This is a genomic window from Curtobacterium sp. PhB137, from assembly GCF_003814955.1.
Classification (GTDB): domain Bacteria; phylum Actinomycetota; class Actinomycetes; order Actinomycetales; family Microbacteriaceae; genus Curtobacterium.
Map to the genome: position 1 here is coordinate 179,841 of NZ_RKQO01000004.1, position 25,928 is coordinate 205,768.

At 71.0% G+C, this 25,928-nt stretch carries 21 protein-coding genes; 3 read left to right on the plus strand and 18 right to left on the minus strand.

Annotated features, from left to right (window positions below; all coding sequences use genetic code 11):
• Positions 1–154: 154 nt before the first annotated feature.
• From EDF28_RS01120 to EDF28_RS01135, 4 genes are read right to left on the minus strand one after another with little or no spacing between them, the layout of a single operon-like run.
• On the minus strand, positions 155–1,225 hold the full coding sequence (locus tag EDF28_RS01120; RefSeq protein ID WP_123936899.1) for an ABC transporter ATP-binding protein: 1,071 nt from the start codon (positions 1,223–1,225) through the stop codon (positions 155–157).
• The gene (locus tag EDF28_RS01125) at positions 1,222–2,136 is read right to left on the minus strand and encodes an ABC transporter permease (protein WP_123936900.1); all 915 of its coding nucleotides are present in this window, start codon (positions 2,134–2,136) and stop codon (positions 1,222–1,224) included. The genes EDF28_RS01120 and EDF28_RS01125 overlap by 4 nt, the downstream gene beginning before the upstream one ends.
• Entirely contained in the window at positions 2,133–3,113 is a 981-nt protein-coding gene (locus tag EDF28_RS01130; RefSeq protein WP_123936901.1) for an ABC transporter permease subunit, read from the minus strand. Before EDF28_RS01130 ends, EDF28_RS01125 begins: the two co-directional genes overlap by 4 nt.
• Before the next feature lie 5 nt (positions 3,114–3,118).
• Positions 3,119–4,261 (minus strand): ABC transporter substrate-binding protein, encoded by a 1,143-nt coding sequence (locus EDF28_RS01135; protein WP_123936902.1) that lies wholly within the window; start codon positions 4,259–4,261, stop codon positions 3,119–3,121.
• A gap of 229 nt (positions 4,262–4,490) precedes the next feature.
• Between EDF28_RS01135 and EDF28_RS01140 the strand changes: the two genes are divergently transcribed.
• Positions 4,491–4,928 (plus strand): YdeI/OmpD-associated family protein, encoded by a 438-nt coding sequence (locus tag EDF28_RS01140; RefSeq protein WP_123936903.1) that lies wholly within the window; start codon positions 4,491–4,493, stop codon positions 4,926–4,928.
• A gap of 138 nt (positions 4,929–5,066) precedes the next feature.
• Here EDF28_RS01140 and EDF28_RS01145 read toward each other — a convergent pair whose 3' ends face one another.
• The 11 genes from EDF28_RS01145 to EDF28_RS01195 all read right to left on the minus strand — a co-directional run bounded on the left by EDF28_RS01145 (position 5,067) and on the right by EDF28_RS01195 (position 20,531).
• Entirely contained in the window at positions 5,067–5,930 is an 864-nt protein-coding gene (locus EDF28_RS01145) for an NAD(P)H-hydrate dehydratase (protein WP_123936904.1), read from the minus strand.
• Positions 5,920–6,660, minus strand: coding sequence for a histidine phosphatase family protein (locus tag EDF28_RS01150; RefSeq protein ID WP_123936905.1), 741 nt, complete (start codon positions 6,658–6,660; stop codon positions 5,920–5,922). The genes EDF28_RS01145 and EDF28_RS01150 overlap by 11 nt, the downstream gene beginning before the upstream one ends.
• A 33-nt stretch (positions 6,661–6,693) precedes the next feature.
• Positions 6,694–7,665 (minus strand): hypothetical protein, encoded by a 972-nt coding sequence (locus EDF28_RS01155; RefSeq protein ID WP_123936906.1) that lies wholly within the window; start codon positions 7,663–7,665, stop codon positions 6,694–6,696.
• A gap of 291 nt (positions 7,666–7,956) precedes the next feature.
• Positions 7,957–11,070: a glycoside hydrolase family 38 C-terminal domain-containing protein gene (locus EDF28_RS01160; protein ID WP_123936907.1), complete on the minus strand. Its 3,114-nt coding sequence runs from the start codon at positions 11,068–11,070 to the stop codon at positions 7,957–7,959.
• A 37-nt stretch (positions 11,071–11,107) separates the two neighbouring features.
• Positions 11,108–12,007 carry a carbohydrate ABC transporter permease gene (locus EDF28_RS01165; protein ID WP_333925055.1) on the minus strand — a complete coding sequence of 300 codons (900 nt, stop codon included), beginning with the start codon at positions 12,005–12,007 and terminating at the stop codon, positions 11,108–11,110.
• Positions 12,007–12,957 carry a carbohydrate ABC transporter permease gene (locus tag EDF28_RS01170; RefSeq protein ID WP_111085332.1) on the minus strand — a complete coding sequence of 317 codons (951 nt, stop codon included), beginning with the start codon at positions 12,955–12,957 and terminating at the stop codon, positions 12,007–12,009. Before EDF28_RS01170 ends, EDF28_RS01165 begins: the two co-directional genes overlap by 1 nt.
• Positions 12,958–13,065: 108 nt before the next feature.
• A complete protein-coding gene (locus EDF28_RS01175) occupies positions 13,066–14,424 on the minus strand; it encodes an extracellular solute-binding protein (protein WP_123293238.1) in 1,359 nt (452 codons plus the stop codon).
• A 222-nt stretch (positions 14,425–14,646) separates the two neighbouring features.
• On the minus strand, positions 14,647–15,489 hold the full coding sequence (locus EDF28_RS01180; RefSeq protein WP_123936908.1) for a PhzF family phenazine biosynthesis protein: 843 nt from the start codon (positions 15,487–15,489) through the stop codon (positions 14,647–14,649).
• Between the two features lie 122 nt (positions 15,490–15,611).
• Complete coding sequence (locus tag EDF28_RS01185) at positions 15,612–18,017, minus strand: lamin tail domain-containing protein (protein ID WP_123936909.1); 2,406 nt, start codon at positions 18,015–18,017, stop codon at positions 15,612–15,614.
• Positions 18,018–18,133: 116 nt separating this feature from the next.
• The gene (locus EDF28_RS01190; protein WP_123936910.1) at positions 18,134–19,063 is read right to left on the minus strand and encodes a hypothetical protein; all 930 of its coding nucleotides are present in this window, start codon (positions 19,061–19,063) and stop codon (positions 18,134–18,136) included.
• Positions 19,064–19,187: 124 nt separating this feature from the next.
• Positions 19,188–20,531, minus strand: coding sequence for an ROK family transcriptional regulator (locus EDF28_RS01195; RefSeq protein ID WP_123936911.1), 1,344 nt, complete (start codon positions 20,529–20,531; stop codon positions 19,188–19,190).
• Positions 20,532–20,616: 85 nt separating this feature from the next.
• Here EDF28_RS01195 and EDF28_RS01200 point away from each other — a divergent pair, with 85 nt between their 5' ends.
• Together EDF28_RS01200 and EDF28_RS01205 are read left to right on the plus strand one after the other, a co-directional pair.
• Entirely contained in the window at positions 20,617–21,072 is a 456-nt protein-coding gene (locus EDF28_RS01200) for a GNAT family N-acetyltransferase (RefSeq protein WP_111085338.1), read from the plus strand.
• A 30-nt stretch (positions 21,073–21,102) separates the two neighbouring features.
• A complete protein-coding gene (locus EDF28_RS01205) occupies positions 21,103–21,450 on the plus strand; it encodes an MGMT family protein (RefSeq protein ID WP_235035781.1) in 348 nt (115 codons plus the stop codon).
• A gap of 39 nt (positions 21,451–21,489) precedes the next feature.
• Here the strand turns inward: EDF28_RS01205 and EDF28_RS01210 are convergent, their stop codons facing one another.
• The 3 genes from EDF28_RS01210 to EDF28_RS01220 form a co-directional block, all read right to left on the minus strand.
• The gene (locus tag EDF28_RS01210) at positions 21,490–21,915 is read right to left on the minus strand and encodes a DUF805 domain-containing protein (RefSeq protein WP_123293233.1); all 426 of its coding nucleotides are present in this window, start codon (positions 21,913–21,915) and stop codon (positions 21,490–21,492) included.
• Positions 21,916–21,952: 37 nt separating this feature from the next.
• On the minus strand, positions 21,953–23,761 hold the full coding sequence (locus EDF28_RS01215; protein WP_123341009.1) for an ABC transporter ATP-binding protein: 1,809 nt from the start codon (positions 23,759–23,761) through the stop codon (positions 21,953–21,955).
• Between the two features lie 110 nt (positions 23,762–23,871).
• A complete protein-coding gene (locus EDF28_RS01220; RefSeq protein ID WP_123936912.1) occupies positions 23,872–25,680 on the minus strand; it encodes an ABC transporter ATP-binding protein in 1,809 nt (602 codons plus the stop codon).
• Positions 25,681–25,928: the final 248 nt, after the last annotated feature.

A 25,928-nucleotide genomic window follows, 5' to 3' on the forward strand; every position in this document is an offset into this window, starting at 1 on the left:
CTGGAGGCGCGGGGCGGCCCCGCCCCGCGCCTCCAGTCCGCCCGTGGTCGCGCCCACCCCGCGAAAGCGACAGTGTGCCGCCGACCTTCCGCGGGAAACTGTCGCTTTCGCGGAGGGAACGGGCCCGGCCCGGCGAGGACTGTCGCTTCGCCGGTCAGGCGAGCGGGGCGACCGCCACGGGGGCGCCGAGCAGGCGGACGGCGACGGACTCGCCGGCGGCGCGACGGTCGCCGACCTCGTGCTGCACGATCACGACGGTGTCGTCGTCGAGCCGGACCGTGGTGCGGCGGATCGAGCCGAGGAAGCTCGACGACACGACGGTGCCGGTGATGCCCTCCGGGGCGAAGGCGACGTCCTCCGGTCGGACGTAGGCGAGCACCGGGCCGTCGGCGACCGAGGCGTCGAGCGCGGGCACGCGGAACCCGTACACGAACACGTCGCCGCCGCGCAGGTCGCCCTGCAGCCGGTTGGACTGGCCGACGAAGTCCGCCGTGAACGCCGACGACGGGGAGCGGTAGAGCTCCTCCGGCGTGCCGATCTGCTCGATGTCGCCGGCGTTCATCACGGCGATGCGGTCGGAGACGGCGAGCGCCTCTTCCTGGTCGTGGGTGACGAACACCGTGGTGATGCCGAGGTCGCTCTGGATGCGGCGGATCTCCTCACGGAGCGAGACGCGCACCTTGGCGTCGAGGGCGGAGAGCGGCTCGTCGAGCAGGAGGACGCGGGGCCGCGTGACCAGGGCCCGGGCGAGGGCGACGCGCTGCTGCTGGCCACCCGACAGCTGGTGCGGGTAGCGCTCGGCGAACTCGCCCAGGTGCACCATGTCGAGTGCCTCGACGACGCGGCTCCTGCGCTCGGCGGCGGGGACACGGCGCATCTCGAGGCCGAACGCGACGTTCTGCCGCACCGTCATGTGCGGGAACAACGAGTACTGCTGGAACACCATCCCGATGTCGCGCTTGTTCACCGGGGTGGCGGCGACGTCCTGGCCGTCGATGCGGATGGCGCCGGCGTCGATGGCCTCGAGGCCGGCGAGCGCTCGGAGCGCCGTCGTCTTGCCGCAGCCCGACGGGCCGAGCAGGGACACGAACTCGCCCGGTTCGACGCGGAGCGAGAGTCCGGCCAGGGCCCGGTGCGTGCCGTAGTGCTTCTCGACGGCTTCGAGCTCGACGACGGCGCCGGTGGAGGCGAGGGACGCCGGGGCTGCCGGTGCGGTGACGGTCATGCGGACTCCTTGACGCGGGTGGTGCGGACGGTGCGGGCGCGGCCGGCACGACGGCCCGTCCCGATGCGGCCGATGACGACGAGCAGGACGAAGCCGAACACGAGGGCCGCGACCGAGAAGATCGCGGCGACGTACGGGTCGGTCTGCTGCACGAGCACGAGGGCGGTCTGGAAGGTGGTGCGGGACAGGAACGCGGCGAGCGTGTACTCGCCGAGGACCACCGTGATGGTGAGGAAGCACGCGGCGGTGATGCCCCGGCGGAGGTTCGGCAGGAGCACCCGCCAGGTGACCGTCCACCACGAGGCGCCGAGCGACCGGGCGGCCTCGGACAGCACCGTCAGGTCCGTCGCGGTGATGGCGGCGGCGATCGGGCGGAACGCGAACGGCAGCGTGACGATGCCGATCGCGAAGGCCAGGGTCCAGGCACCGGACCCGAAGACTCGCGAGACCACCTGGTACACGGGGATGAAGCCGACGACGAGCACCACCACGGGGACCGTGATCGGGACGATGCAGACGAACTCGAGCACGCGGCGGAGCCTCGGGTAGCGCAACGCCGTGATGATCTGGGCGGGCAGCAGGACGAACAGCACGATGCCGACGGTGATGACCGCGATGAGCAGCGATGCCCCGAGGCCGTCGAACACCGGCTGGTAGGTGAACGCGTTGACCGGGTCGACGATGGCCGCCCAGTGCGCGACGGTCAGACCGTCGTCGGTGCCCTGGCGGAAGGTGAACTGCACCAGCGCGGCCAGCGGGACGGCGAAGACGATCCCGACGACCGTGAGCACGGCCGTGGCGGTGCCCCGTGACGGGGCCGTGCCGAAGCGGCCGACGCGGGGCGGGCCTCCCGTCCGACCGGACGCGACCGACGTCGGACGCGACGGCCCCACCGGCGTTGCCGCGCTCATCGCTGCCACCTTGCGGCCCGGCGCTGCAGCAACGAGTACGCGCCCATCACGACCGCCATCACGACGACCATGCCGAAGGCGAGCACGCCGGCGACGTTCTGCAGACCGATGAGCGTTTCGCTGGTGAGCTGCGTGCGGATCGTGAGCGGCACGATGCCGCCCTGCGAGATGAGTGCCGCGGCGGTGGCGAACGACGAGAAGCCGTTCGCGAAGAGCAGGAGCAACGAGCCCCAGAACGCCGGTGCGAGCACGGGCAGGGCGATCCGGCGCCAGTACGTGGCACGGGAGGCGCCGAGGGTGGCGGCGGCCTCGCCCCACTGCGTCTTCACGCCCTCGAGCGCGGGCATGAACGTGAGGACCATCAGCGGCACCTGGAAGTAGACGTAGGGGATCACGAGACCGGGCACCGTGTAGAGGAAGGCGCCGGTCGCGTTGCGGTCGACGCCGACGAGGGACACCAGCCACGTCGTGACGAGGCCCTGCACGCCGATCGTGGCGATGAACGCGAACGCGAGCATGACGCCGCCGAACTGGGCGAGGACGCTCGCGGCCGAGTCGATCATCGACCGGACGAGCCCGTCGGGCCGCAGTGCCGACAGCGCCCAGCAGACGAGCGCTCCGATGACGGCGCCGATCACGGCGGACACGGCGGACAGGCCGAACGAGCCGCCGAAGGCCCGCAGGACGGAGGGCTCGGCGAACGCTGCGAGGTTCGCGAGGGTGAACGCGCCGTCGTCGGTGAAGAACCCGCTGCCGACCGCGATCACCGCGGGGACGGCGAGGAAGAGCAGGACGTACGCGGCGAACGGGGTGAGGCCGAGCCAGGCCAGGCCGACACGGCGCCGGACACGGGGCCCGGCGCCGTGACGGACGGCATCGGCGGACGCTCGTGCGGACGGCGGGAGCACGGGGCTCGTCGCGCTCGTCGCCGGTGCGCTCGCCGCTGGCGCGGGCGCGCCCGCCGATGCGGTGGTCATGCTGGTCAGGACCCCATGGTCGAGGACCACTTGGCCGACAGCACCTTCGCGGCGTCTGCCACCTGCGCGTCGGTCAGCTCGACGTAGTCCTTCGGCGCACCACCGGCGGCGTCGAGGGCGTCCTGGTCGACCTTGCCGGACTCCTCCAGGGCGGCGAGGGTCGACGGGAACGCACCGGCCTGCAGGTACAGGTTCTGCGCCTCGGGGCTCGCGATGTACTCCTGCCACAGGCGCGCTGCGGCAGGGTGCGGGGCGTCCTTGTTGATGGCCTGCGAGTAGTACGAACCGAGCGCCTGACCCTCGGGCACAACGGTCTTCCAGTTCTTGTTGCCGCTCGCACCCGCTGCGGGGCCCCACGCGAGGTTGTTGTACGACCACTGGATGACCACGGGGGTCTCACCCGAGGCGACCGTGGCCTGCGTGGGCAGCACGTTCTGGAAGTTGCCGGCCTGCTTCAGCTTGCCGAAGTAGTCGACGCCCTTGGTGATGTCGTCGGCCGAGCCGCCGTTCTCGAGGGCGGCCAGGTACACGGCCGATGCGGCCTGGTTCGCCTGCGTCGGGTCGCCCGCGATGGAGACCTTGCCCTTGTACTCGGAGCCGAGCAGGTCCGTCAGGTCCTTCGGGGCGTCCGTGATCTTCGACGAGTCGTAGCCGATCGACATCAGGCCCGTGTAGTCGCGGGTCCAGGCGCCGTCCTGCTCCTTGAGCGTGTCCGGGATGTCGCTCCAGTTCGCGACCTTGTAGTCCGTCAGCAGGTCGAGGTTCTCCTGCAGCACGGCGTTGCCGAGGTCGAGCACGTCGGGAGCGGTGGACTGCCCCTTCTGCGACTTCACCGCGGCGACCTCGTCGGCGCTGGAGCCGTTCGGGTTCGCGGAGTTGACCTTGATGTCGTACTTCTTCGTGAAACCGTCGATGATCTTGCCGTAGTTGGCCCACGACGGCGGCAGCGCGATGACGTTGAGCTGGCCCTCGGCCTTCGCGGCCTTCACGAGGGCGTCCATGCCACCGGAGGCCTCGGCGCTCGTGGCGGTCTTCCAGTTCGTGTCGTCCTTCGTCGTGCTGGCCGAGCTCGTGGCCGAGCATCCGGCGAGGGTGACGATCGCTGCGGCGGCGAGGGCGATGCCGGCGATGGTGCGCTTGTGCTGCACGGGAGGTGCCTTTCGGGTGGGTGCTGCGGGTGCTTCAGGTGGGTGCTGCGGGTGCTGCGGGTGGGTGCTTCGGGCGGGGCCGCGGTTCTCGGCCCGGGACGATCGTGGAGGCGGCCGGTTTCCGGCCCGTGCTGCGGCGGTGAACGGCTGCGGAACAGCGGGTGCGGCTGTACGATCTCGCCTGGCGGCACGCTCGGTGCGTGCTCCGGTTCACGGCCTGGAGGCACGGATGCAGTTCACGACGACGGTCCTGCTGGCGAGGAAGACGGCGACAGGGCTCCCGGTCCCGTCGTCCGTGATCGATGCGTTGGGTGCGGGGAAGCGCCCGCCGGTGGTGGTCACGATCAACGGCGGCTACACCTACCGGTCCACCGTCGGGGTCATGGACGAGCAGTTCCTGGTGCCGCTGTCCGCGTCGCACCGCGAGGCCGCGGGCATCGCTGCCGGGGACACCGTCGAGGTCACGCTCGTCGTCGACACGCAGCCCCGGGTCATCGACCTGCCCGACGACCTGGCGGCGGCACTGCAGGACGCTGGGGTGCGTGCAGCGTTCGACACCCTGTCGAACTCACGGCAGCGAGCGCTGGCCGATCCGGTGTCGCAGGCGAAGGCGCCGGAGACCCGAGCGCGGCGCATCGCGAAGGCCGTGGAGGCGCTGCAGGGCTGAGCGGCGCGGCGCGGCGCGGGCGGGCGGGCGGGCGGCGCGGCGTACCTGGTCGATTCGGGCGTACCTGGTCAGAAGTTCCTGGCAGGTATGCCCGAAACCATGAGGTATCGCGCGCGCTCTGGGAAAGAACGGGCGAGCTCAGGCGCCGAGTTCGACGAGCACCCGCGGGATCTCGGTCACGAGTTCGCTTGCCAGGTACCCGAGGGGCCCGACCTGCACCGCGAGCCGATCACCGGCAGCCGCGTGCACGTAGGACGCCCACGCCACCGCCTGTGCCGGTTCCGCGCCACGAGCGAGCAGGCCGGCGACCGCACCCGACAGGACGTCGCCGCTGCCGCTGGTGCCGAGTCCTCCGGAGCCGGTGCCCTTGATCCAGCTCCGCCCCTGGGGAGTCGCGATGGCGTCCCCCAGGGCAACGACCGCACCGAACCGCTGCGCGATCGCCATCGCGTCGGCCACGTCGTCGTCGCTGCCCTCCCGACCGAGGAGCCGTTCGGCTTCGCCGGAGTTGGGCGTCATCACCAGCCGACCCCGGAGCGGTTCCAGACGGTCCCGCACGTCGGCCGCCACCCCGAGGGCGAACGCATCGAGCACGACGGTGGTCTGTGGTCCGACGACGTCGGCGAGTCCGGCCACCAGGTCACGGGTGCCGTTCGGCTCGTCGAGTCCCGGGCCGACCAGCAGCGCGTCCGCACTCGCAGCCGAATCCGCGATCCCCTCGATCGCGCCGACGGCGACGTGACCGTCCGCGTCCTCGTCGAGCGGTTCGACACCGGACTCGGGCACGGCGACCGCGACCTCGTTCGCGATGCTCCGCCCGACCGCGAGGGTGAGCCGCCCCGCTCCCACCCGGAGTGCAGCGAGCGCCGAGAGCATCGCGGCGCCGGGCGTCCGCGCTGCGCCGCCGACCACGAGCACCTGCCCGCGACCGTACTTGCCGGCGCCGGGCTCGGGGAGCGGCCAGTCCCGCAGGAAGTTCGGGGTGACGGTCTCAGCGGACATGCTCGTCGTCCTTCCGGCCGGTGTGTGCCGTGACCTCGTCGTCGTCGAGGTGCCCGACGGAGGAGAACTCCTCGAGCACCCACGGTGCGCCCGCACGCTCGCGCCGGAGTCGGGTGAGGGAGGCGTTCGCGACCGCGTGCGTCCGAGCGAACTCCATGAGCGCCGGCTCGTCGAGGTCGAGGCACACCGCCACGACCAGCATCACGACGGCATCGTGCGCCGCGACGACGAGCCGCTCGGTGCCCTCGATCCGTTCGATGTCGACCAGTGCCGATCGGAGCCGGAGCATCACGTCGGCCCAGGACTCGCCGCCCGCTGGCCGGTGGTAGTACTTGCCGAGCCACTGCCGGCGACGTTCCTCGTCGGGGTACCGGTTCCGGACACCCCGCAGGGTGAGCAGGTCGAGCACACCGAGCTCGCGGTCGCGGAGCCGCTCGTCCACCCGCCTGTCGGGCTCGGCCAGCCCGCCGGCCCCGAGCGCGATCTCGATGGTCTGCTGTGCACGCAGGTACGGCGAGACCCACAGCGCCACGGGGACGTCGTCGATGCCACGATCGGCGAGTTCCTGTCCGAGCGACCGCGACTGCGACTCGCCGAGCGGGCTCAGCGGGACGTCGGCGTCCCGGTACTCGACGTCGATGACGTCCTCGCCCGCGGCCTCTGCTCGGGCGGCGGCGACGTTCGCGAGCGATTCACCGTGGCGGACGAGCCAGATCTCCTGCACTGCCATGCCGCCACGCTAACCACGCCGCGCTGAGCCGGCTCACCGACGCCCACCGACTGCGGTGCGGCGGGCGCTCCGGACCGGGCGGATCGCACACGGCAACCCCGCGGCGCGGAACCGGAGCGCCAGCGCATCGAGGTCGAACAGGTCCCGCCACTCGAGCCGGATGATCGTCCGCACGCCCGGCACCGTGAGCAGCCTGGCGTGGCGACGTTTCTCGTCCAGGAACACCTCGGTCTGGCTGCGACCGCCGAGGTACCGGTCCTGCGTGTACTTCGCGCGTCCGTCGATCTCGACGACGACGCCTTCTGCGGGGAACCAGAAGTCGACGGCGGACCGGCGGCCATCGACGACGAACTCCTGCTGCAGCACGGGAGCGGGCAACCCGAGCTCGCGGAAGACCACGCGCGCGAGTGACTCCGCCGGCGACCCCGAACGCCCGTCGGCCAGGTCGAGGACCTGCGCGGCCCGGGCCCGCCCGCGAGCACTCGGGTGCACCGCTCGCCACAGCTCGTCGCGCTCGGTCCCGTTGCGCAGCGCAGCGTCTGCCACGACGACCCCCGTGCGCAGGTCTCCGGTCATCGCGATGTCGATCACCGTCCGCGGGACCGCGGTCACGGCGAGGTCGCCGACCCGGACCCGTTCGGCGCCGGACACCGGTCTCGTGTGCAGGACCAGATCGGGGGTCCTGCCCCGGTACATCGAATCCGGCACGGTGGCGTGCACCGGGACGCTCCACCCGCCGAGCGCGGGCAGCCCATGCACCGCGGCCGCTGAGTCGTGCGATGCCGTCGCCCGCGGGCCGAGCCGGCCGAGCCGCGCGTACACGCGGGTGACGTACCGCTGCCGTGGCCCGGCCGCGTCCCACGCTGCGCCGTCGACGAACGCGTTCGGCCCTGCCCGGACGAGTCGGCCCGGACCCTGGAGTCGGGTCCGGCGGCGCAGGGTGGTGGCGTCGAGTCCGGCCTCACGCGTGGCCGAGGCTCGGAGGATGGGCAGCGGTTCGTTCATGGAGGAGACGTTGCCCGACCCGCCATGCGCCCAGCGGGCTGACGTCGAGATCTGTGGACGGGCCTCCAGGACTGCCCGCCTGTGGAGGGAGGACGTTCCTTCCCAGAACGGCCGCGATGCCAAGCGGAATCGGGTGTACCTGGTCGGAACTTTCGACCAGGTACGCCCGAATCGACCAGGTACCCACCCACCCACGCACGCACCACACGCAGAAGGCGGCGCCGGACGGAACGCACCCGTGTCCCGTCCGGCGCCGCGGTCTCTCCCCCGAGGGGGACCGGCCCCGCTGCCTCAGGCCCGGCGTACCCGCAGGGTCACGATCTCGAAGGGCCGGAGCGTGAGCACGACCGGCTCCCCCGAGTCCCACGAGTCCCCCAGCGGGCGTTCCAGCAGGTCCACCGTCGCCACCGAAGCGACGTCGAACCCGAACGACACCCCGACGTCGGTCGCCCGACCACCGGAGGCCTCGTACAGTCGCACGACCACGTCACCGGAGCGGTCCTCGGCGAGCTTCACGGCCTCGACCAGCACCTGCGGCGACGACACCGAGACCAGCGGCGAAACGCCGGTCGTCCCCGCGACCGAGCGCACCGGCAGGTTCAACCGGTAGCCGGAGTCGGCGGCGTCGAGCACCGAGGCTCCCACCCGCAGCACCGTCCGGAACACGTGGCGCCCCTGGTCGGCGTTCGGGTCCGGGAACGTCGGCCCGCGCAGCAGCGACTCGCGCACGAGCGTCGTGGTGCCGCCGTCGGGCCGCGTCGAGCGTGTGATGTCGTGTCCGTAGGTGGAGTCGTTCGCCACCGCGACGCCGAACCCGGGCTCGGCGACGTGCACCCAGCGGTGCGCCGACGTCTCGAAGCGGGCGTGGTCCCACGAGGTGTTCTGGTGGGTCGGTCGGTCGATGTGACCGAACTGGATCTCGCTCGAGGCGGACGACGCACGGACGTCCACCGGGAACGCGAGCTTCAGCAGCTTCTGGTGCTCGTGCCAGTCGACCTCGGTCTCGATCACCAGCTCTGCGAGCCCGGCGACCGCCGAGTACCGGGTCGTGAGCGTCGACGACCCGAAGGACCGTTCCACCACGAGCGAGGAGCCGTCGATCGCGACCGACGAAGCCGACAGCACGGTGCCGTTGCGCTGGTACGCGCGGTCGATGTCCCACGCCTCCCACTGGTTCGGGGTGTCGCGGAAGACGGTGTACTCGGCAGCTGCCGCACCCGGTGCGATCGCGTCGCGCCCGCTGGCGCGGTCGACGAGCGACACGACGTGGCCGGCGCCGTCGATGGTCGCCGTGACGACGCCGGTGTCGAAGACGAAGTGGTCGCCGGAGCGGACGGGAGGCACGGGTCGCGGTTCCGAGCCGAGCGAACCACCCAGGGCGGCCGCGTCTCCCGCCGCGACCGGCGAGGCGTTGAAGCGCACGACGTTCCCGGACGAGCCGCTGCCGCCGACGGCGTCGGTGCCGGACGGCGCGTCGAGCAGCGCGCTGCTGCCGCCGGCGGCGGCCGACGACGACGCCCCGACGCCGGCGAGCGCCGCAGCACCCCCGTTCGCGAGCGCGGTCGTCGCGTTGCCGATCAGCCCTTCGAGCACCTGGGCGATCTGCGCGTAGTTCTCCTCGGCGTTCTCGTAGACCCAGGCGATCGAGGACCCCGGCAGGATGTCGTGGAACTGCTGCAGCAGGACGGTGTGCCAGGCGCGCTCGAGCTCTTCGTAGGGGTAGTCCAGCCCGAGGCGCACGGCCGCGGTCGACGCCCAGAGCTCGGCTTCGCGGAGCAGGTGCTCGGAGCGACGGTTGCCCTGCTTCGTGCGGATCTGCGACGTGTAGGTGCCGCGGTGGAACTCGAGGTACATCTCGCCGGACCACACACCGGGGGTCGGCAGCACCCGTTCGAGCTCCTCGAAGACCTGGGTGGGGGTGCCGAGCTGCACGCGCGGCGAGCCGTCCAGGTCGTGCTGGCGTCGGGCGGCCGCGACCATCTCGCGGGTGGGTCCGCCGCCGCCGTCACCGAAGCCGTAGAGCAGCATCGAGGTGTTCGCGACGCCGCGCTCCTTGTTGTTCCGTTCGCCGCGGTGCAGATCGGCGGCGGAGACGTCGGAGTTGTAGGTGTCGGCCGGCGGCAGGTGCGTCAGGACGCGCGAGCCGTCGATGCCCTCCCAGTGGAAGGAGGTGTGCGGGATGACGTTCGTCTCGTTCCACGACGGCTTCTGGGTGACGAACCACTTCGAGCCGGCGGCGCGGACGATCTGGGGCAGGGCGCCGGAGTAGCCGAACGAGTCGGGCAGCCAGGCCTCGGGGGTGTCGATGCCGAACTCCTCGAGGAAGAAGCGCTTACCGGCGACGAACTGTCGTGCGAGCGCTTCACCACCGGGCAGGTTCGTGTCCGACTCGACCCACATGCCACCGACCGGGATCCACCGGCCCTCGGCGACGCGCTGCTTGATCCGGGCCCAGATCGACGGGTAGCCGTCGCGGATCCACGCGTACTGCTGCGCCGACGAGCACGCGAAGGTGAAGTCCGGGTCGCGGTCCATCAGGTCGAGGACGTTCGAGAAGGTGCGGGCGCACTTGCGGATCGTCTCGCGCACCGGCCAGAGCCAGGCGGAGTCGATGTGGGCGTGGCCGACGGCGATCGCCCGGTGTGCGGCGGCACTGGCGGGGACGGCCAGTACGGGTGCGAGCACCTGACGGGCGTCCGCTGCGGTGCCGGCGACGTCGTCGGGGTCGAGGGCGTCGGCGGCGAGCTCGAGGGCGTGCAGGATGTCGGCGCCCCGTGTGCCGTCCGTGGGGAGTTCCGCCATCAGGCCGCGCAGGACCCAGAAGTCCTGCTGCAGCTCCCACACGGTGTCGTCGCGCTCGACGAGTTCGAGGGCACGCACGCGGTAGATCGGCTTGTCACCCGCGGTGGAGCGCGACCCGAGGGGCGTCGCGCCCTGGAACGAGTCGCCGCCGATGTCCGGGTTCGCGCCGGCCTCGACGTACAGCTCGAACGACTCCCCTGCGCCGACCTCGACGGGCACGGTGTCGTTCCGCGGCTCGACGCCCTTGATCGTGGAGCCGTCGGGCCGGTACGCCAGTCCCTCGGCCTGGAACCCCGGGTGCCGCTTGGTGAACCCGAGGTCGACGAGCAGTTCCGCAGTGGTCCCCGGCGCGGTACCGAAGTCGGCGGGGACGGTGCCGGTGATCCGGAACCAGGTGGTCCCCCACGGCCGGCCACCCCAGGCGCTGCCCACGGTGAACGGTGTGTACGCCTGCTGGACGGCGGAGTCGAACGGCACCGGCTCGTCCGGCACCTCCCACGCCTCGATCGTCACCGGCGCCGAGCGGCGGTGGACGGCGGGGTCGACACGGTCGCGGACGAGGCGGGCGATCCGGGCCTCGACGAGCGGTTCGTCCTGGTGCATGTGGTTCCTTTCGAGAGAGCCGGCCGGGGCCAGCAGATCAGCCCTTGATGCCGCCGGCGAGGGCGTTGCCGCCGCCGAGGCCTCGGGACACGATCACGTAGAGGGCGATGACGGGCACGGAGTAGACGATGGAGAACGCGGCGAGCTGTCCGTACGCGACCGCCCCGTTCTGCCCGAAGAAGTTGAAGATGCTCACCGCGGCGGGCACCTTGTCGGGCGAGAGCAGCAGGACGAACGGGACGAAGAAGTTCCCCCACGCCTGGATGAACACGAAGATGAACACGACGGCGATGCCCGGACGCATGAGCGGGACGACGATGCGCGTCAGGGTGGTCATCATCGACGCCCCGTCGGTCCACGCAGCTTCTTCGAGCGAGATCGGCACGGAGTCCATGAAGTTCTTCGCCATCCAGATCGCCATCGGCAGCGACGTGGCGGCGAGGAAGAAGATGCAGCCCCACACGTTGTCGATCAGGTTGAGCGACACGAACAGCGCGTAGACGGGCACCATCATGGCGGTGATCGGCAGACCGGTCCCGAACAGGATGCTGTACAGGAACGGCTTGTTGACCCGCATCTTGTAGCGGGACAGCGGGTACGCGGCGAGCAGTGCGAAGACCACGGTGACGACCGCCGTGCCACCGGAGAGCAGCAGGCTGTTCGCGAGCGGGATGAACGACAGCTCGGGCGTGAGCACCTTCGTGAAGTTGTCGAGCGTGAACTGCGTCGGCAGCTTCACGGACAGCGACGCCTGGGTGTCGACCGAGGCGAGGACGAGCCAGAGCAGCGGGACCGCGAAGCACACCGCGATGACGAGCAGCACGGTGTTCGCCACCCACCGCATGGTGCGGCCGCGGGGCGACGTCATGTGCAGCGAACCGGGAGCGGTCACCGAGCGGGTGGTGGTCGGGTCGAGGGACGGGGCAGTGATGGCCATCAGTCCACCTCCGGCTTGAGGGCTCGGATGTAGATGATCGAGAAGACCGCCCCCACCACGAGCAGGATGGTCGCGATCGCGGTCCCGAAGCCGAGCTGCGAGAACTTGAACGCCTCTTGGTAGGCGAGGATCGGCAGGGTCGACGAGTTCGTGCCCGGCCCACCCCCGGTCATCACGAAGATGAGGGTGAAGACCGACAACGTCTGCAGCGTCGTCAGCATCAGGTTGGTCGAGATGCTCCGTCGGATCACCGGCAGGGTGATGTAGACGAGGCGCTGCCATCCGGTGGCACCGTCGACCTCGGCGGACTCGGTGATCTCCTCGGGGACCTCCTGCACGGCGGCGGAGTAGACGAGCATCGAGAAGGCCGTACCGCGCCAGATGTTCGCCAGGATCACGGCGAACATCGGGAACGTGTAGAGCCAGTTCGGTCCGCTGATGCCGATGGACTTCAGGAACTCGTTGAGCGTGCCCTCGTCGTTGAAGAACGCGTACGCGGCGAACGAGGCGACGATCTCGGGCAGGACCCAGGCGGCGACGACGAAGGTACCGACGATCGCGCGGACGGCCTTGTTGGCCGAGCGCATCAGGAGTGCGAGGCCGAGCCCCAGCACGTTCTGTCCCACGACCGCCGAGGCGAGCAGGAACACAACCGTCAGGATGACGGACTTCGGGAAGTCCGGGTCCTGGAACAGTTCGACGTAGTTCTGGAAGCCGACGAACTGCTGGTCGGCAGCGCCAGCGCCGGTGAGTGCGGAGTTCGTGAACGACCCGTAGAACGACGAGATGACGGGGCCGAGCAGGAAGATGACGAGCAGGACGAGGGCGGGCAGGAGCGGGACCGCTCGGCCGACGTTCCGCAGTGGGCGCCGCTTGCGCGGCACGGGTGGATCGGTGCGCTTCGGCGCACCGGGCGCCGACAACGTCGGCGCGAGGGGGGTGCTGGACACGATGGGTGCCTTCCGGGTGCGGAGGGGTTCCGAAGGTGGGGAAGGACGGACCGGGAGGCGCGGTGCGGGGCCGCCCCGCGCCTCCCGTCCGTCAGTGGGTGACGTCCGTCAACCAGCCGAGACGGTGTTCTCCTTGCCGACCACCTGCGTGACGGCCTTGTCGTACACGGCGGCCGCCTGCTTCGGTGTCTGCTGTCCGGTCATGACCGACTCCATCGCGACCTGGATCGCGTTGGACACCTGCGAGTAGTCACTCGTCGCCGGGCGGAAGTTCGTGTTCTCCACCAGTCCGGAGAAGAACTTGAACGTCGGGTTGGCGTCGGTGTAGGCGGTGTCGTCCGCGACGTCCTTGCGGACGGCGATCTGGCTGTTCTCGGTGTCGTACTTCAGCGAGCCGTCCTTGTCGAGGAAGCTCGTGATGAAGTCGAACGCCGCCTGCGGGTTCTTCGACTTCGCGCCGACCGCCAGGGTCCAGCCGCCGGACATCGAGTTGTAGCCCGGGTCCTGACCGTTCTGCGTCGGCATCGGCGCCTGACCCATCACGTCGTTCCACTCGGCCCACGGCGCGGTGCCGGACTTGAGCCACGTGCCGGACTGCCACGAACCGTCGAGGTCGATCGCGAGCTTGCCCTTCGGCAGCCACGTCTGCGCGATGGTCGTGCCGACGTTCGTGTCGAGCGCCTGCTGCGGTGTCGGGCCGAGGCCGCCCTGGTAGACGTCCTTCACGAACTGCAGCGAGTCCTCGAACTGCTTCGAGCCCGTGACCCACTTCTTGTCCTTGTAGAGCGTGTTGCCGGAGCCGTCCGCCCCGTACAGGAGCATCTCGAAGCCCTGCATGGTCGACGCCTCGCCCTGCGCCTTGCCCGAGTAGATGTTGAACGGGATGAGGTCGGGCTTCTTGTCCTTGATCGTCTTCGCTGCGGCGAGCACGTCGTCCCAGGTCTTCGGCTGCCACGGCACGGGCAGGCCGACGGACTTGAAGATGTCCTTGTTGTACCAAAGCGCGCGGGTGTCGGTGCCCATCGGGACGCCGTAGATCTTGCCGTCGTCACCCTGGCCGGCCTGCTTGGCGTTGTCGAAGAACTGGTCCCAGTCCTTCCACTTCGCCGTGTACTTGTCGAGCGGCAGGAGGTAGCCGGCCTCGGCGTCGGCCTTGACGAGGAACGTGTCCTCGTACATGACGTCGGGAGCCGTCGCGGGCGCCTTGTTCATGAGCGCGAGCTTCGTGTAGTAGTCGTTGCCCTGGGCCTGGATCGGGACGAGCGTGACCTTCTTGCCCGGGTTGTCCTTCTCGTACTCCTTCTTGACGACCTTCATCTGGGCGTCGAGCTGCTGGAAGGCTCCGAACTTCTGGTACGCGATCTTGATCGTGTCGCTCGAGGCGGACCCCGAGGCTGAGCAGCCTGCCAGGCCGACCGCGGCGACGGCCACGGCTGCGAGTCCGGCGATGATGCGGGTGCGTTTCATCGGTGCTCCTTTGCACGGGTGACATCCGCGGGCTCCATCGCCCGCGCGCAGGATTAGTCCAGCGTATGGACTTATCCGTGTCAAGGAGTTTTTCGCGCCGCGCGCGTCGGGGCGCTGCTGTTTGGGGAGTACCGTGCCGAATCGGGCGTACCTGGTCGGAACTTTCGACCAGGTACGCCCGATTCCGCTTCCCATCCCACGCGCTCTGGGAAGGAACGTCCGTCAGTCGATCGGGGTCGCGCTCCCCGTCACGGTGATCCCGCCGGACTCCGGCACGTCGACGAGCAGCAGGCTCGGACGACCGACGTGCCGCCCCTGCCGGATGACGACGCGGTCCCCCGGCTCGACGGCACCCACCTCGCGCAAGTACGCCCCGGTCGACGCTGCCGCCGAACCCGTCGCCGGGTCCTCGGTGATGCGGCCGGCGGGGAACAGGTTCCGCGCCTCGTACTCGCGCTCCCCGGTCCGGAGCAGCACCGTGACCGTCCCCTGCCAGCCGGCCTCGCGCTTGAGGTCGGCGAGCGGGCCGGGTGCGAACCGGAACTGGTGGAAGAGCTCCGGGTCGTGCAGCACGACCACCGGGTGCCAGTTGCCGGCGAAGGACTCGAGCACCGGGAAGCCCGGCGCGATGTCGTCGGCCGTGAGCCCGAGCAGGTCGAACAACCGCGTGAGGAGCGCCGGGTCGATGTCCCGCGTCGCCGGTTCGACACTCGTCATCGCGACCTGGACCACTCCGTCCGGGCCGGTGGTGGCGTCGAGGGCGACCTCGCCGGCGGCCGTCGTGAACACTCGGCGGCCGAGCCCCTGCCGTTCGGCGAGCGCCACCGCGAGCGCGACCGTCGCGTGCCCGCAGAACGGCACCTCGGCGGCGGGCGAGAAGTAGCGGACGTGCGGGCCGGTCGCCGTGGTGCCGACGACGAACGCGGTCTCGGGGTAGCCGACCTCGCGGGCGACGGCGAGCATCTCGTCGTCGGAAAGCGCTGCTGCGTCGAGGACCAGGCCGGCGGGGTTGCCGCCCCCTGGCTCGGCGGCGAAGGCGGTGTACCGGAGGACGTCGATGCTCATGCTGCGACGCTACTGCGGGGGCGGCGAGGACTGCTGATCACGCATGGTGAGCAGGAATGGTCGGGTCCGCTGAGCGAACCCGACCATTCCTGCTCACGAAGTGCCCCCGTGGGGCGTGGGGGCTACTCCGCCGCCGCCTTGCGACGGCGGACGATCAGCACACCCGCACCCGCGGCGAGCAGCAGGAACGCGATGAGCGCACCGACACCGAGGCCCTCGGCACCCGTGAACGCGAGCTGCCCGTCAGCGGTGATCGTGATCGGGGTCCAGCCCAGCACCGTGCCGTCCGCAGCGGTCACCACGATGCGGTGCTCGCCAGCCGGAGCATCGGCCGGGATCGTGACGCGCACCGTGCCGTCAGCGCCGACCGTCACGGTGCCGAGCAGCGTCGGGGTCGAGTACAGCCACACGTTCACCTGGTCGCCGGCGTACTGCGTGCCCACCGTCACCGTGATGGTCTCCCCCGCACGAGCCGACGACGGCGCCGAGACGCCCCCACGGTTCGCGTCGGTCAGACCGGTCTCCGAGGGAGCCACCGGGGCGATCGGAGCGGCCGGAGCGGTCGGCGACGGGGTCGGCGACGGTCCACCGGTCCCGGGGGTCGGCGCAGGCGTCGATCCACCGTCACCCGGAGCAGGCGTGGGCGTCGGGTCGGTGCCCGGGTCCGTGCCCGGATCGGTGCCGCCGCCCTCGCACGGGTACGTCCCGGTGCGGAGCGAGAACCCGTCCGTGTCGTTGTCGTCGGCGTAGAAGGTCGCACGCTGCCCGTCGGCGCAGACGCCGGAGATCGCGAAGCCCTCGTTGGCGAGCGTCCGGTCCGCGTTCGACGGCGCCTCGAAGACCTTCGCGGCGGTGAAGGCACCGTCGGTCAGCTCGTAGAGCGCGGTGCGTCCGGCGCAGGCGTCGTCGCACACCACCCAGAGCGCGTCGAGGGTCGGGTCGAACTGCACGTCGGCGACGACCGCGAACGGCGAACCGATGGTGGCAACGCGCTGGGACGAACCGTCCGCCATCAGGGCGTAGGCGTAGACGCTCGCGGTGCCCTCGACGCCGACGAAGAAGAGCCCCTCGCCGTGTCCGGCGTACGTCGACGGCGCGTAGGCCGCGCCGGTGTGCTCGTCGGCGAAGCCGTGCTCGGTGAGCCACGAGTCCGGGATCCAGGTGACGCCCTCGAGACCGGCGTTCGCACCGAGCCCCGGGAAGTCGGCTGCGAGGTTCCACTCGTCGGTGGCGCGCAACGTCGACTCGGATCCGTCGGTGGTGGCGTACCGCAGGACCGACGGACGGCTGGTCTTCGACACGTCGTTGTCCCGCTCGGTCGACACGTACACGGCGCCCGGGTCGTCGCTCGTGACGGTGACGCCCTCGGCGTCCGGGGTCCCCGTGCCGTCGGCGTACCGCAGGTCCGTGCCCGCGGCGTTCGACGGCGCCCAGCCGCCCTGACCGTCCGAGGTCAGGTGGTAGAGCAGGCCGTCGCCGTTCTGCACGGCCCAGAGCTGGCCGTCCTCGGAGGTGCTGGAGGTGGTCCAGTCGATGCCGCTCAGGTCACCGGTGAAGGTGTCCTCGTCGTCGAGCACGGTCTCGTCGGCGCCACCGGGCCACGGCTCGGCGGTGACGACTCCGGCGAACCGGTTCGCCTTGCCCTTCGTCGACTCGGCGGTCTCGGCGAAGTCGCCGGTGCCGTCCGGGTTGCGGCCGTACGTGGCGGCGGCGTGGGCCGTCCACGAGTACGAGTCGACCAGCGCACCCCGCGGATCGAAGACCCGGGCGGAGTCGGCCTTGCCGAGTCCGAAGCCGAAGTCCGCCTCGTCGAGGACGGTGAAGCCCCCGGCCGCTATCGTCGTGCCGGCGGGGATCGTGTACGCGTGGTCGTCCTCGCTGTCCTTGAGGACGTACCCGCCCAGGTCGACCGTGGTGCTGCCGACGTTGGTCAGCTCCACCCAGTCGCCGGGGGTGCCGTCCTGCGACTCGACCTCGTTGATGCGCACGGGCGAGGAGCAGTCGTTGGCGGCCCCCTTCGTCGACGCGGTGGTGTCGACCAGCGCACCGGTCCCGTCGGCGCACCGGCCGTACGTGACGACCGCGTGGCTCGTCCACGAGTACCGGAGCACCAGGTCGCCGGCGGGGTCGTACACCCGCGCGGTGTCGGCGCCACCGAGTCCGAAGTCGAACCCGGGCGCGGTCGCCGAGAGCTGGTCGATGACGAAGTACCCGCCGGGGGCGATCGTCGAGCCGGCGGGCAGGACGTAGGCGTCGTGGGTGCTGTCGTCGTCGAGGAACGCGTAACCGGTCAGGTCGATCGACGCCGACGACGTGTTCGCGAGCTCGACCCAGTCGGTGTCGTCGCCGTTCGACTCGACCTCGTTGACGACGAGGCCGTTCGGGGCGGCGGCGCCGACGCTCGGGTCGTCGTCACCGACGGCGGCGAGTGCCGGGCTGGCCGTGACGACACCGGCGCCGAGGGCCAGCGCGGTGACGATGGCAGCACCGATCCGCACGGAGCGGGGGCGCAGGGCAGGAGTGCGCATGCAGGTCCTTCTCGGGAGGGGAGGGGAGACCTGCACGACTGTTCAGCACCCGGGCGTCCGACCGGTGGCCGCCCGGTGAACGACAGGTGTCGCGCGGCGCCCGAGCGCGGGATCCCTCAGCCCTGCGCGACCCCTGAGAAGTCGGGCGACCCGTCGGGCAGCGCCGGCAGTGGCGTGCCGTCGACGTACCGCGGCCACGCCAGGGCACGCGACGACGCCGGACGCGGCTCGTACCGGTACCGGTCCGCGCCGACCGGGCCGGCCGCCGTGGCGGCCGTGGCAGCCGTCGGGGCATCGGGCACCGGAGTGGCGGCCCACGTCGCGATCGGTGTCGCGGGCGCCATCGGGGGTGCTGCCGGCGGCGCTTCCGGCGGCGGCCACGCTCCGACCGCCCCCGCTGGGACGGCGCCCCGCGGGCGGAAGAGCGCGTTGCTGAGCGGGACGACGACCGTTCCGAGCAGGTCGAGGATGACCACCACCCAGACGAGTCGCCAGTAGCCGCGGGCGTAGTCCACGTCGGGTGCGAGCAGCGGGATCGACAGCAGCAGTGCGAGCAGGGCGATGACCCCGACGGTGGCCTTCGCGACGACCTGGAGCGCCGGTGTCGGGTACCGGCGGTGGATGACGAGCAGCAGGTGCACGTGCAGGAGCGCCACGCGGGCGACGCCGACGAGCCAGATCCAGTGCCAGAACCGCTCGCCGACGAGCCAGAGGCCGTCCTCGCCGGAGGAGTCCGTCGGGGCGAGCCACACCTTGTACAGCCCCGCGACGAGCAGGTACATCGACGTGGCAATGCTGACGAACGCGAACGTGCCCGATCGGCGTGACGAGACGTCGGCGTCGTACCAGGACAGCAGGGCGAAGACGACCACCACGACGATCGTCAGGAGCAGCTGCACCGCGACCCGTCCGAAGTCGCCGACCAGCACCGCCACGATGCCGACGAGCCCGGCTGCGACGACCGCGCCGATGATCGTCCGGAACACCAACGGCCGGACCTTCGCCCAGCGTCGGTCGATCGTGCCCGCGGCGCCGTTGTCCGTCATGTGTCCCCCGTCGTTCGCCGCCCACCTGGCGGATCCGTCGGTTCGCAGCGTAGCGGGCGGTGCGAGCCACCCCCGACCGCCGTCAGCGGCGGATGCACCGCGGTCAGCGGCGGACGAACCGCGGTCAGCGGCGGATGAGCAGCCCGCTCGCCCGCGGTGACAACGCGGCGTCGAGCACCAGGCACGCGGCTCCCACCGCGGCGACGTCGGCACCGCGGTCGCTCTCGACCACGTCGACCGCGTGCTTCGGCACGAGCAACGGCGACCCGACGATCGCCGCGCGGGCCGCCGGCAGTGCTGCACTCGCGATGCGGGACCAGAACGGTCCGCCGAACACGACCCGGTCGATGTCGAGCAGGTTCACGATGACGACGGCGGCGTCGCCCATGACGGTGCCGGCTTCGGCTGCGAGCGTGATCGCGGCCTCGTCGCCGGCGGCGATGGCCTCGGCGAGTTCGTCCCAGGCACGGTTCACCGCGTCGACCGACCCGTCGGACGGGACCGACCCGTCGGACGCGGCCGCACCACCGGACACGGCCGCACCACCGGACGAGACCGCACCACCGGACGAGACCGCACCGGCAGCGTCGCCGCCGCCGGACAACGCCACCCCCCGCTCCCGCGCGATCCGCACGAGTCGGTCCGGTGCCACGGCCGCGCCGACCTCGCCGCGGGTGCCGGACCCGTCGGGGGTGCCGGCGAGCGATCGCTGGTCGACCATGATGTGCCCGGCGTCCCCGGCGTTCGACCCGACCCCGCGCACGGGTTCGTGGTCGACGACGAGCCCGACGCCGAAGCCGGTGCCGAAGTACACGAACGCAAAGTTCCGCGCCGACGACTCCCCCGCCAGGAACATCTCGCCGACCGCGGCGGCCGTGACGTCCTTCTCGAGCAGGACGGGGTAGCCCGTTGCCTCGGCGAGCGCGTCGCGCAGGGGCACGTCCCGCCACCGGGGCAGGAACGGCGGGTCGACGACGATGCCGGCGTCGACGTCGATGGGGCCGGGGCTGGCGATCCCGACGCCGAGCACCCCGTCGACGTCCACGCCGGCGTCGGCGATCAGGCCGTCGACGGCGGAGCCGATGGTGCGGACGACCTCGGACGGGTCGTCGGCGGTCGGGGTCGAGGTGGTGGACGAGGCGACGACGGTGCCGGCCAGGTCGAGGAGCACGTAGGTGACGACGGCCGGGTCGACGTGCACGCCGACGGCGTAGCGGCTGCCGGGTTCGAGCCGCAGGATGGTGCGCGGCTTGCCCCGACCGGCGACGACGGTGCCGGACTCGACGATCATGCCGGCCTCGATCAGGAACCGGGTGACGTTCGACACGGTCTGCGCGCTGAGGCCCGTTCGCGAGGCGAGTTCGACGCGACTCAGGCCGTCCGGCGAGCGTCGGACGGCATCGAGCACGACCGTGCGGTTGAACCCGCCGATCGACGGGAGGTTCGCTCCACGCCGATGTTCTGCCATTCCGCGACCATACCGCGGCAACGGTGCGGTCTCGGTCTGCCGTCCGCGCTGGCCCCCACACGGGTCGCACCGTTACCCTGGCCGCATGGCCGACCTGCGTCTCGAAGAACTCTCCGCGAAGACCGCTGCCGCGGCGAACTCCCTGACGCTCAAGCCGGGTCAGGAACAGTTCGTGCAGCCGACCACCTACGGGGTCGCCGAGTCCGACGTCAAGCCGAGCTCCGCGTGGACCCGTGTGGTCCTGGACGGCGACGAGGTCCTGGGCCTCATCATCGGTTCGTTCGACGCGGACAACGCGCAGGAAGAGCTGCGCAGCGCCATCTGGCGGGTCAACGTCGCCGGCACGGCGCAGGGTCGCGGCGTCGGCCGCTTCGCCGTGCACGGCCTGGCGGACGAGGCCCGCAGCCGCGGGCAGGAACGCCTGACGGTCGTGTACGAGCCCGGTGGCGACGACAGCCCCGAGGCGTTCTTCCGCGCCGTGGGCTTCGAGGTCGTCCGTGAGACCCAGTACGGCGACCACTTCGCGGTCCTGACGCTCTAGTACGTCTCCGACGACGTACTCATCAACGACGTGCCCGAGGACGACGCCCCCGCGCCGGAGCAGGACTTCGGGGCGGCGGTGGCCGAGGTGGTCCGGATGATCCCGCCGGGTCACGTCATGACGTACGGCGACGTCGCCGCGGCGCTCGGCTCACGCGCGTCGCGTGCGGTCGGCAAGGTGATGGCGCACGAGGGCGCCGACCTGCCCTGGTGGCGCGTGGTGCGCGCGGGTGGGCACCCGCCGCTGCACCACGAGGCCCGTGCGCTCCAGCACTACCGCGCGGAGGGCACGCCGCTCGTGCAGGGGACGGCGGCCTGGAGGCTCGACATGCGTCGTGCCCGCTGGTCGCCGTCCACGGATGCGGACGACCCGTTCTGACGTCGGGCCCGCGCACGTCGGCCGTCCGTCCGCCGACGGTCAGCGGTCGAAGCGCTCGCCCTTCGGGCTCGTCGGGATCAGGCACAGCACGTACACGACGAGCGAGCCGATGCCCGGCACGACGTGCAGGAACTGCCAGAAGCCGGACAGGCCGGCGTCGTGCAGCCGTCGGGCGCCGAGGGCGAGCGACCCGATCAGGGTCGCGAGGCCCCAGAGGACGAACAGGTAGGACCCGACGGGGTTCTCGAACAGCGCGGTGTCCGGCGTGAACGCCTGCGGGACGAGCTGCAGGACGAGTCCGATCGCGAGCGACGTGATCCACCACCACCAGAACTCGGCACGCGAGGCCCGTCCGGTGAACACGGTGTACTTCCGCCAGAACCGCCGGACGGCCTCGGTGAAGGGTGCGCCGTAGAAGGGGTCGCGCAGGGCGACGCCGCCGGGCTGCACGCTGTCGTTGCTCATGGAGCAAGCCAACCACGTGGTGCAGCCCGGCTGCGTCCTACACGAGCGAGTCGCGCCAGGCCGCGTGCAGCTGGGCGAACCGCCCGGTACCCGAGATGAGGTCGGCGGGGGTGCCGTCCTCGACGATCTTCCCGTGTTCCATCACCAGCACGCGGTGGGCGATCGCGACCGTGGACAGGCGGTGCGCGATGATCACCGCGGTGCGGTCGGCGAGCAGGGTCTCGAGCCCTTCCTGCACCAGCCGCTCCGAGGGGATGTCGAGCGACGCCGTGGCCTCGTCGAGGATGAGCACCTTCGGGTCCGCGATGAACGCCCGCGCGAACGAGAGCAGCTGCCGCTGTCCCGCCGAGACACGACCACCGCGCTTGTTCACGTCGGTGTCGTACCCGTCGGGGAGCGCCATGATGAACTCGTGCGCGCCGACCGCCTTGGCGGACGCCTCGATCTCGGCACGGGAGGCCCCCGGCTTGCCGAGCGCGATGTTGTCCGCGACCGTGCCGGAGAACAGGTAGGCCTCTTGCGTGACCATGACGATCGCGCGGCGCATGTCCTTCGTGTCGAGGTCGCGCAGGTCCACGCCGTCGAGCCGCACGGAACCGTGCGACGGGTCGTAGAAGCGCGCCATGAGCTTGGCGAGCGTCGACTTGCCGGCGCCGGTGGACCCGACGAGCGCGATGGTCTGCCCGGACGGGATGTGCAGGTCGAACTCCGGCAGGACGACCTTGCCCGCGTTGTAGGCGAACACGACCTCGTCGAAGTCCATCTTGCCCGTGGCGTCGGCCAGCTTGGTCGGCTTCACGGGGTCCGGCACGCTCGGCCGTTCCTCGAGGACGCCGGAGATCTTCTCCATCGCCGCCGAGGCCGACTGGTACCCGTTGTAGAACATCGCGAGCTCCTGCGCCGGGTCGAAGAAGCGCTTGGCGTACAGCGCGACCGCGAGCAGCGCACCGACCTCGAGCGTCCCGCCGACGATCCGGAAGCCGCCGACGACGACCACCGCAGCGAGCGTGGCGTTGCCGATGAGCACGAGCACCGGGTCGAACGTCCCGAACAGGTTGAACACCTTCGTGTTCGCCAGCCGGTAGTCCTCGACGAAGCCGCCGTACTCGTCCTTGTTGCGGGACTCCTTGCGGAACGCCTGTACGGCGCGGATGCCCGTCATCGTCTCGACGAAGTGCACGATCACGCGCGCCGAGGTGACGCGGGTGGCGCGGAACAGCGTCTGCGAGTTCTTCTGGAACCAGCGGATCAGGAACCAGAGCGGCACGAGCGACACCGCGAGCACGAGCCCGGACGTCGGGTCGAGCAGCACCAGGGCCACGGCGGTGAACACCATGTAGAGCACGCCCTGGATGAGCTGGTTCAGGCCGGAGTCGAGCAGCTCGCGGATCGAGTCGAGGTCACTCGTCTGGCGGGAGATGATCCGGCCGGACGTGTAGGTCTCGTGGAACTCGAGCGACAGCCGCTGCGTGTGCAGGAACACCCGCTTGCGCAGGTCGAACAGGATCGCTTGGCTGATCCGTGCGGCGAGCACGGTGTACCAGGCGGTGAGCACCGCGCCGAGGACGGCCACGACGATGTACGTCGCGACGACGCCGAACGCCGGCACCCAGTCGTTCTGGTCCATCACGGCGGGCAGGGCGTTGTCGATGCCCCACGCGATGAGCGCCGGGCCCGCGACGGTGCCCGCCGTGGAGACCACGACGACGATCCCGAGCAGCACCAGGCGGAGCTTCAGCGGGGCCGCGAGGGAACCGAGCAGGGCGAGGGAACGACGCCGCAGGCGCTTGCTCTCCGCCTTGGTGAAGTCCTCACGCTCCTCGCCGCGCACGCCCAGGGTGGTGATCGAGGCGGTGACGGGCGCGGCAGACTGCGCGTCCTCGATGTCGTCGACGACGGGATCCGCGCCTCCCGGCCCGGCCGCCGTGTCCAGCGGCAGGTTCTTCTCTTGCTGGCTCATGCCATCGCCTCCTGTCGTGCGGTCGCGTCGTCGTCGTCGAGCGACGAGATGACGTAGCGGTAGTGCTCGTTGGTGGCCATCAGGTCGTGGTGGGTCCCGACGGCGGTGACGACGCCGTTCTCCATCAGGGCGACCCGGTCGGCCAGCGTCACCGTCGACGGACGGTGCGCCACGATGAGCGACGTGGTGTCGGCGAGCACGCGCCGCAGGCCTGCCTCGACCCGTGCCTCGGTGTCGACGTCGAGCGCCGACAGCGGGTCGTCGAGCACGAGCACCGACGGTCGCGCGGCGATCGCGCGAGCGAGCGCCAGGCGCTGGCGCTGTCCACCGGACAGCGACAGCCCCTCTTCGCCCACCCGGGTGTCCACGCCGTCGGGCAGGTCGTCCACGAAGGACGCCTGCGCGATGTCGAGGGCCTCGCGCATGAGCGCCTCGGCCTCGGCACCCTGCACGTCCGGTCGACCGAGCAGCACGTTCTCACGCACGGTCGACGAGAACAGGGTGGCGTCCTCGAAGGCGACGCCGACGTGCCGGCGCAGCTCTTCGCGGGTGAGGTCGCGGATGTCGACCCCGTCGATCGTCACCGATCCGCCGGTCACGTCGTACAGGCGCGGCACCAGCGAGAGCAACGTCGTCTTGCCGCAGCCCGTGAGCCCGACGAGCGCCATCGTCTCGCCCGGCTGCAGCTGCAGCTCGACGCCGTTGATCAGGTCCGGGTACTGCGGCGCGGAGTCCTGGTACCGGAAGTGCACGCCGTTGAACGACAGCGCACCGTGCGGCTCGGTGATCGTCTTCGGGTCCTTCGGGTCCGTGATGGTGTTCTCGGAGTCCATGACCTCGAAGAAGCGGTCGACCGCCGTGCGGGTGTCGAACGTCATCGAGAGCAGGAAGCCGATCGACTCGATCGGGAACCGCAGCACCGTCGCCGTCGCGAAGAACGCGAACAGCTGACCGACGGTCATCTCGCCCTGCGAGGCCAGCCAGATGCCGGCGAGCAGGCAAAGCGCGAACGCGACGTCCGGCACGAGCAGCAGCCACAGCCAGATGCTCGCGATGGCCTTCGCCTTCTTGATCTCCGTGCCACGCAGGGCTTCGGCCTGCTCGCTGAACTCCTCGAGCTTCGACCCGCCGCGACCGAACGCCTTGAGCACGCGGATACCGTGCACCGACTGCTCGACACTCGTCGCGAGGTCACCGACCTGGTCCTGGCTGCGGCGCGCGACGACGGAGTACCGACGCTCGAACAGCAGCCCGTTGATCCACAGCGGGATCGACGCGATCAGGAAGATCAGCCCGAGCAGCCACCCGAAGGTGAACAGCACGACGAAGCCGACGACGATCGTCACGACGTTCACGACGAGCAGGACGACACCGAAGGCCAGCCAGCGGCGGATCAACGACAGGTCCGACACGGAACGGGACAGCAGCTGCCCCGACTCCCACCGGTCGTGGAACGCGACGGGCAGGTCCTGCAGCTTCGCGTACAGCGAGTTCCGCATGCTGGCCTCGATCCGCGTCGAGGGGCGCATCACCATCCGGCGGCGCGAGGCGATGAAGAACGCCTCGAGCACACCGAGGGCGAGCACGCCGAGGCCGGCGGGCCAGATCTGTGCGCCGTCCTTCGATGACAGCGGGCCGTCGACGAGCCACTGCAGGACGTAGGGGATTGCGAGCGCCACCAAGGAGGCTCCCATCGCTGCGGCCATGCCGCCGATGAGGCGCCCCTGGTAGGGCTTCACGTAGGGGTAGATCCGCGCGATCGCGCGGAAGGTGGACGGGCGCGCCGTGGTGGGCGACTTGGACATGCGTTGCGTCCTCATGCGTCTGCCGGGTCCCCGGGTCGCGCTGCGCCCTGGCCGCCTGCTGCTTGCTTGCTGCTGGCGTGCGGTGCGTGCGCGGCCTCGACCTGGAGGCTCGGTGTGGCGTTGCGTGGTGATCATCGGCCGGGCGCGTGGTCGCGCCTCCGCCGTCACTCGCGTGACGTCGGTCGGGCCGGAGGGCACCGGGAGATACTCGTCCCCCGGGTTCAGGCGGGTGGTTCGCGGACGCTGGT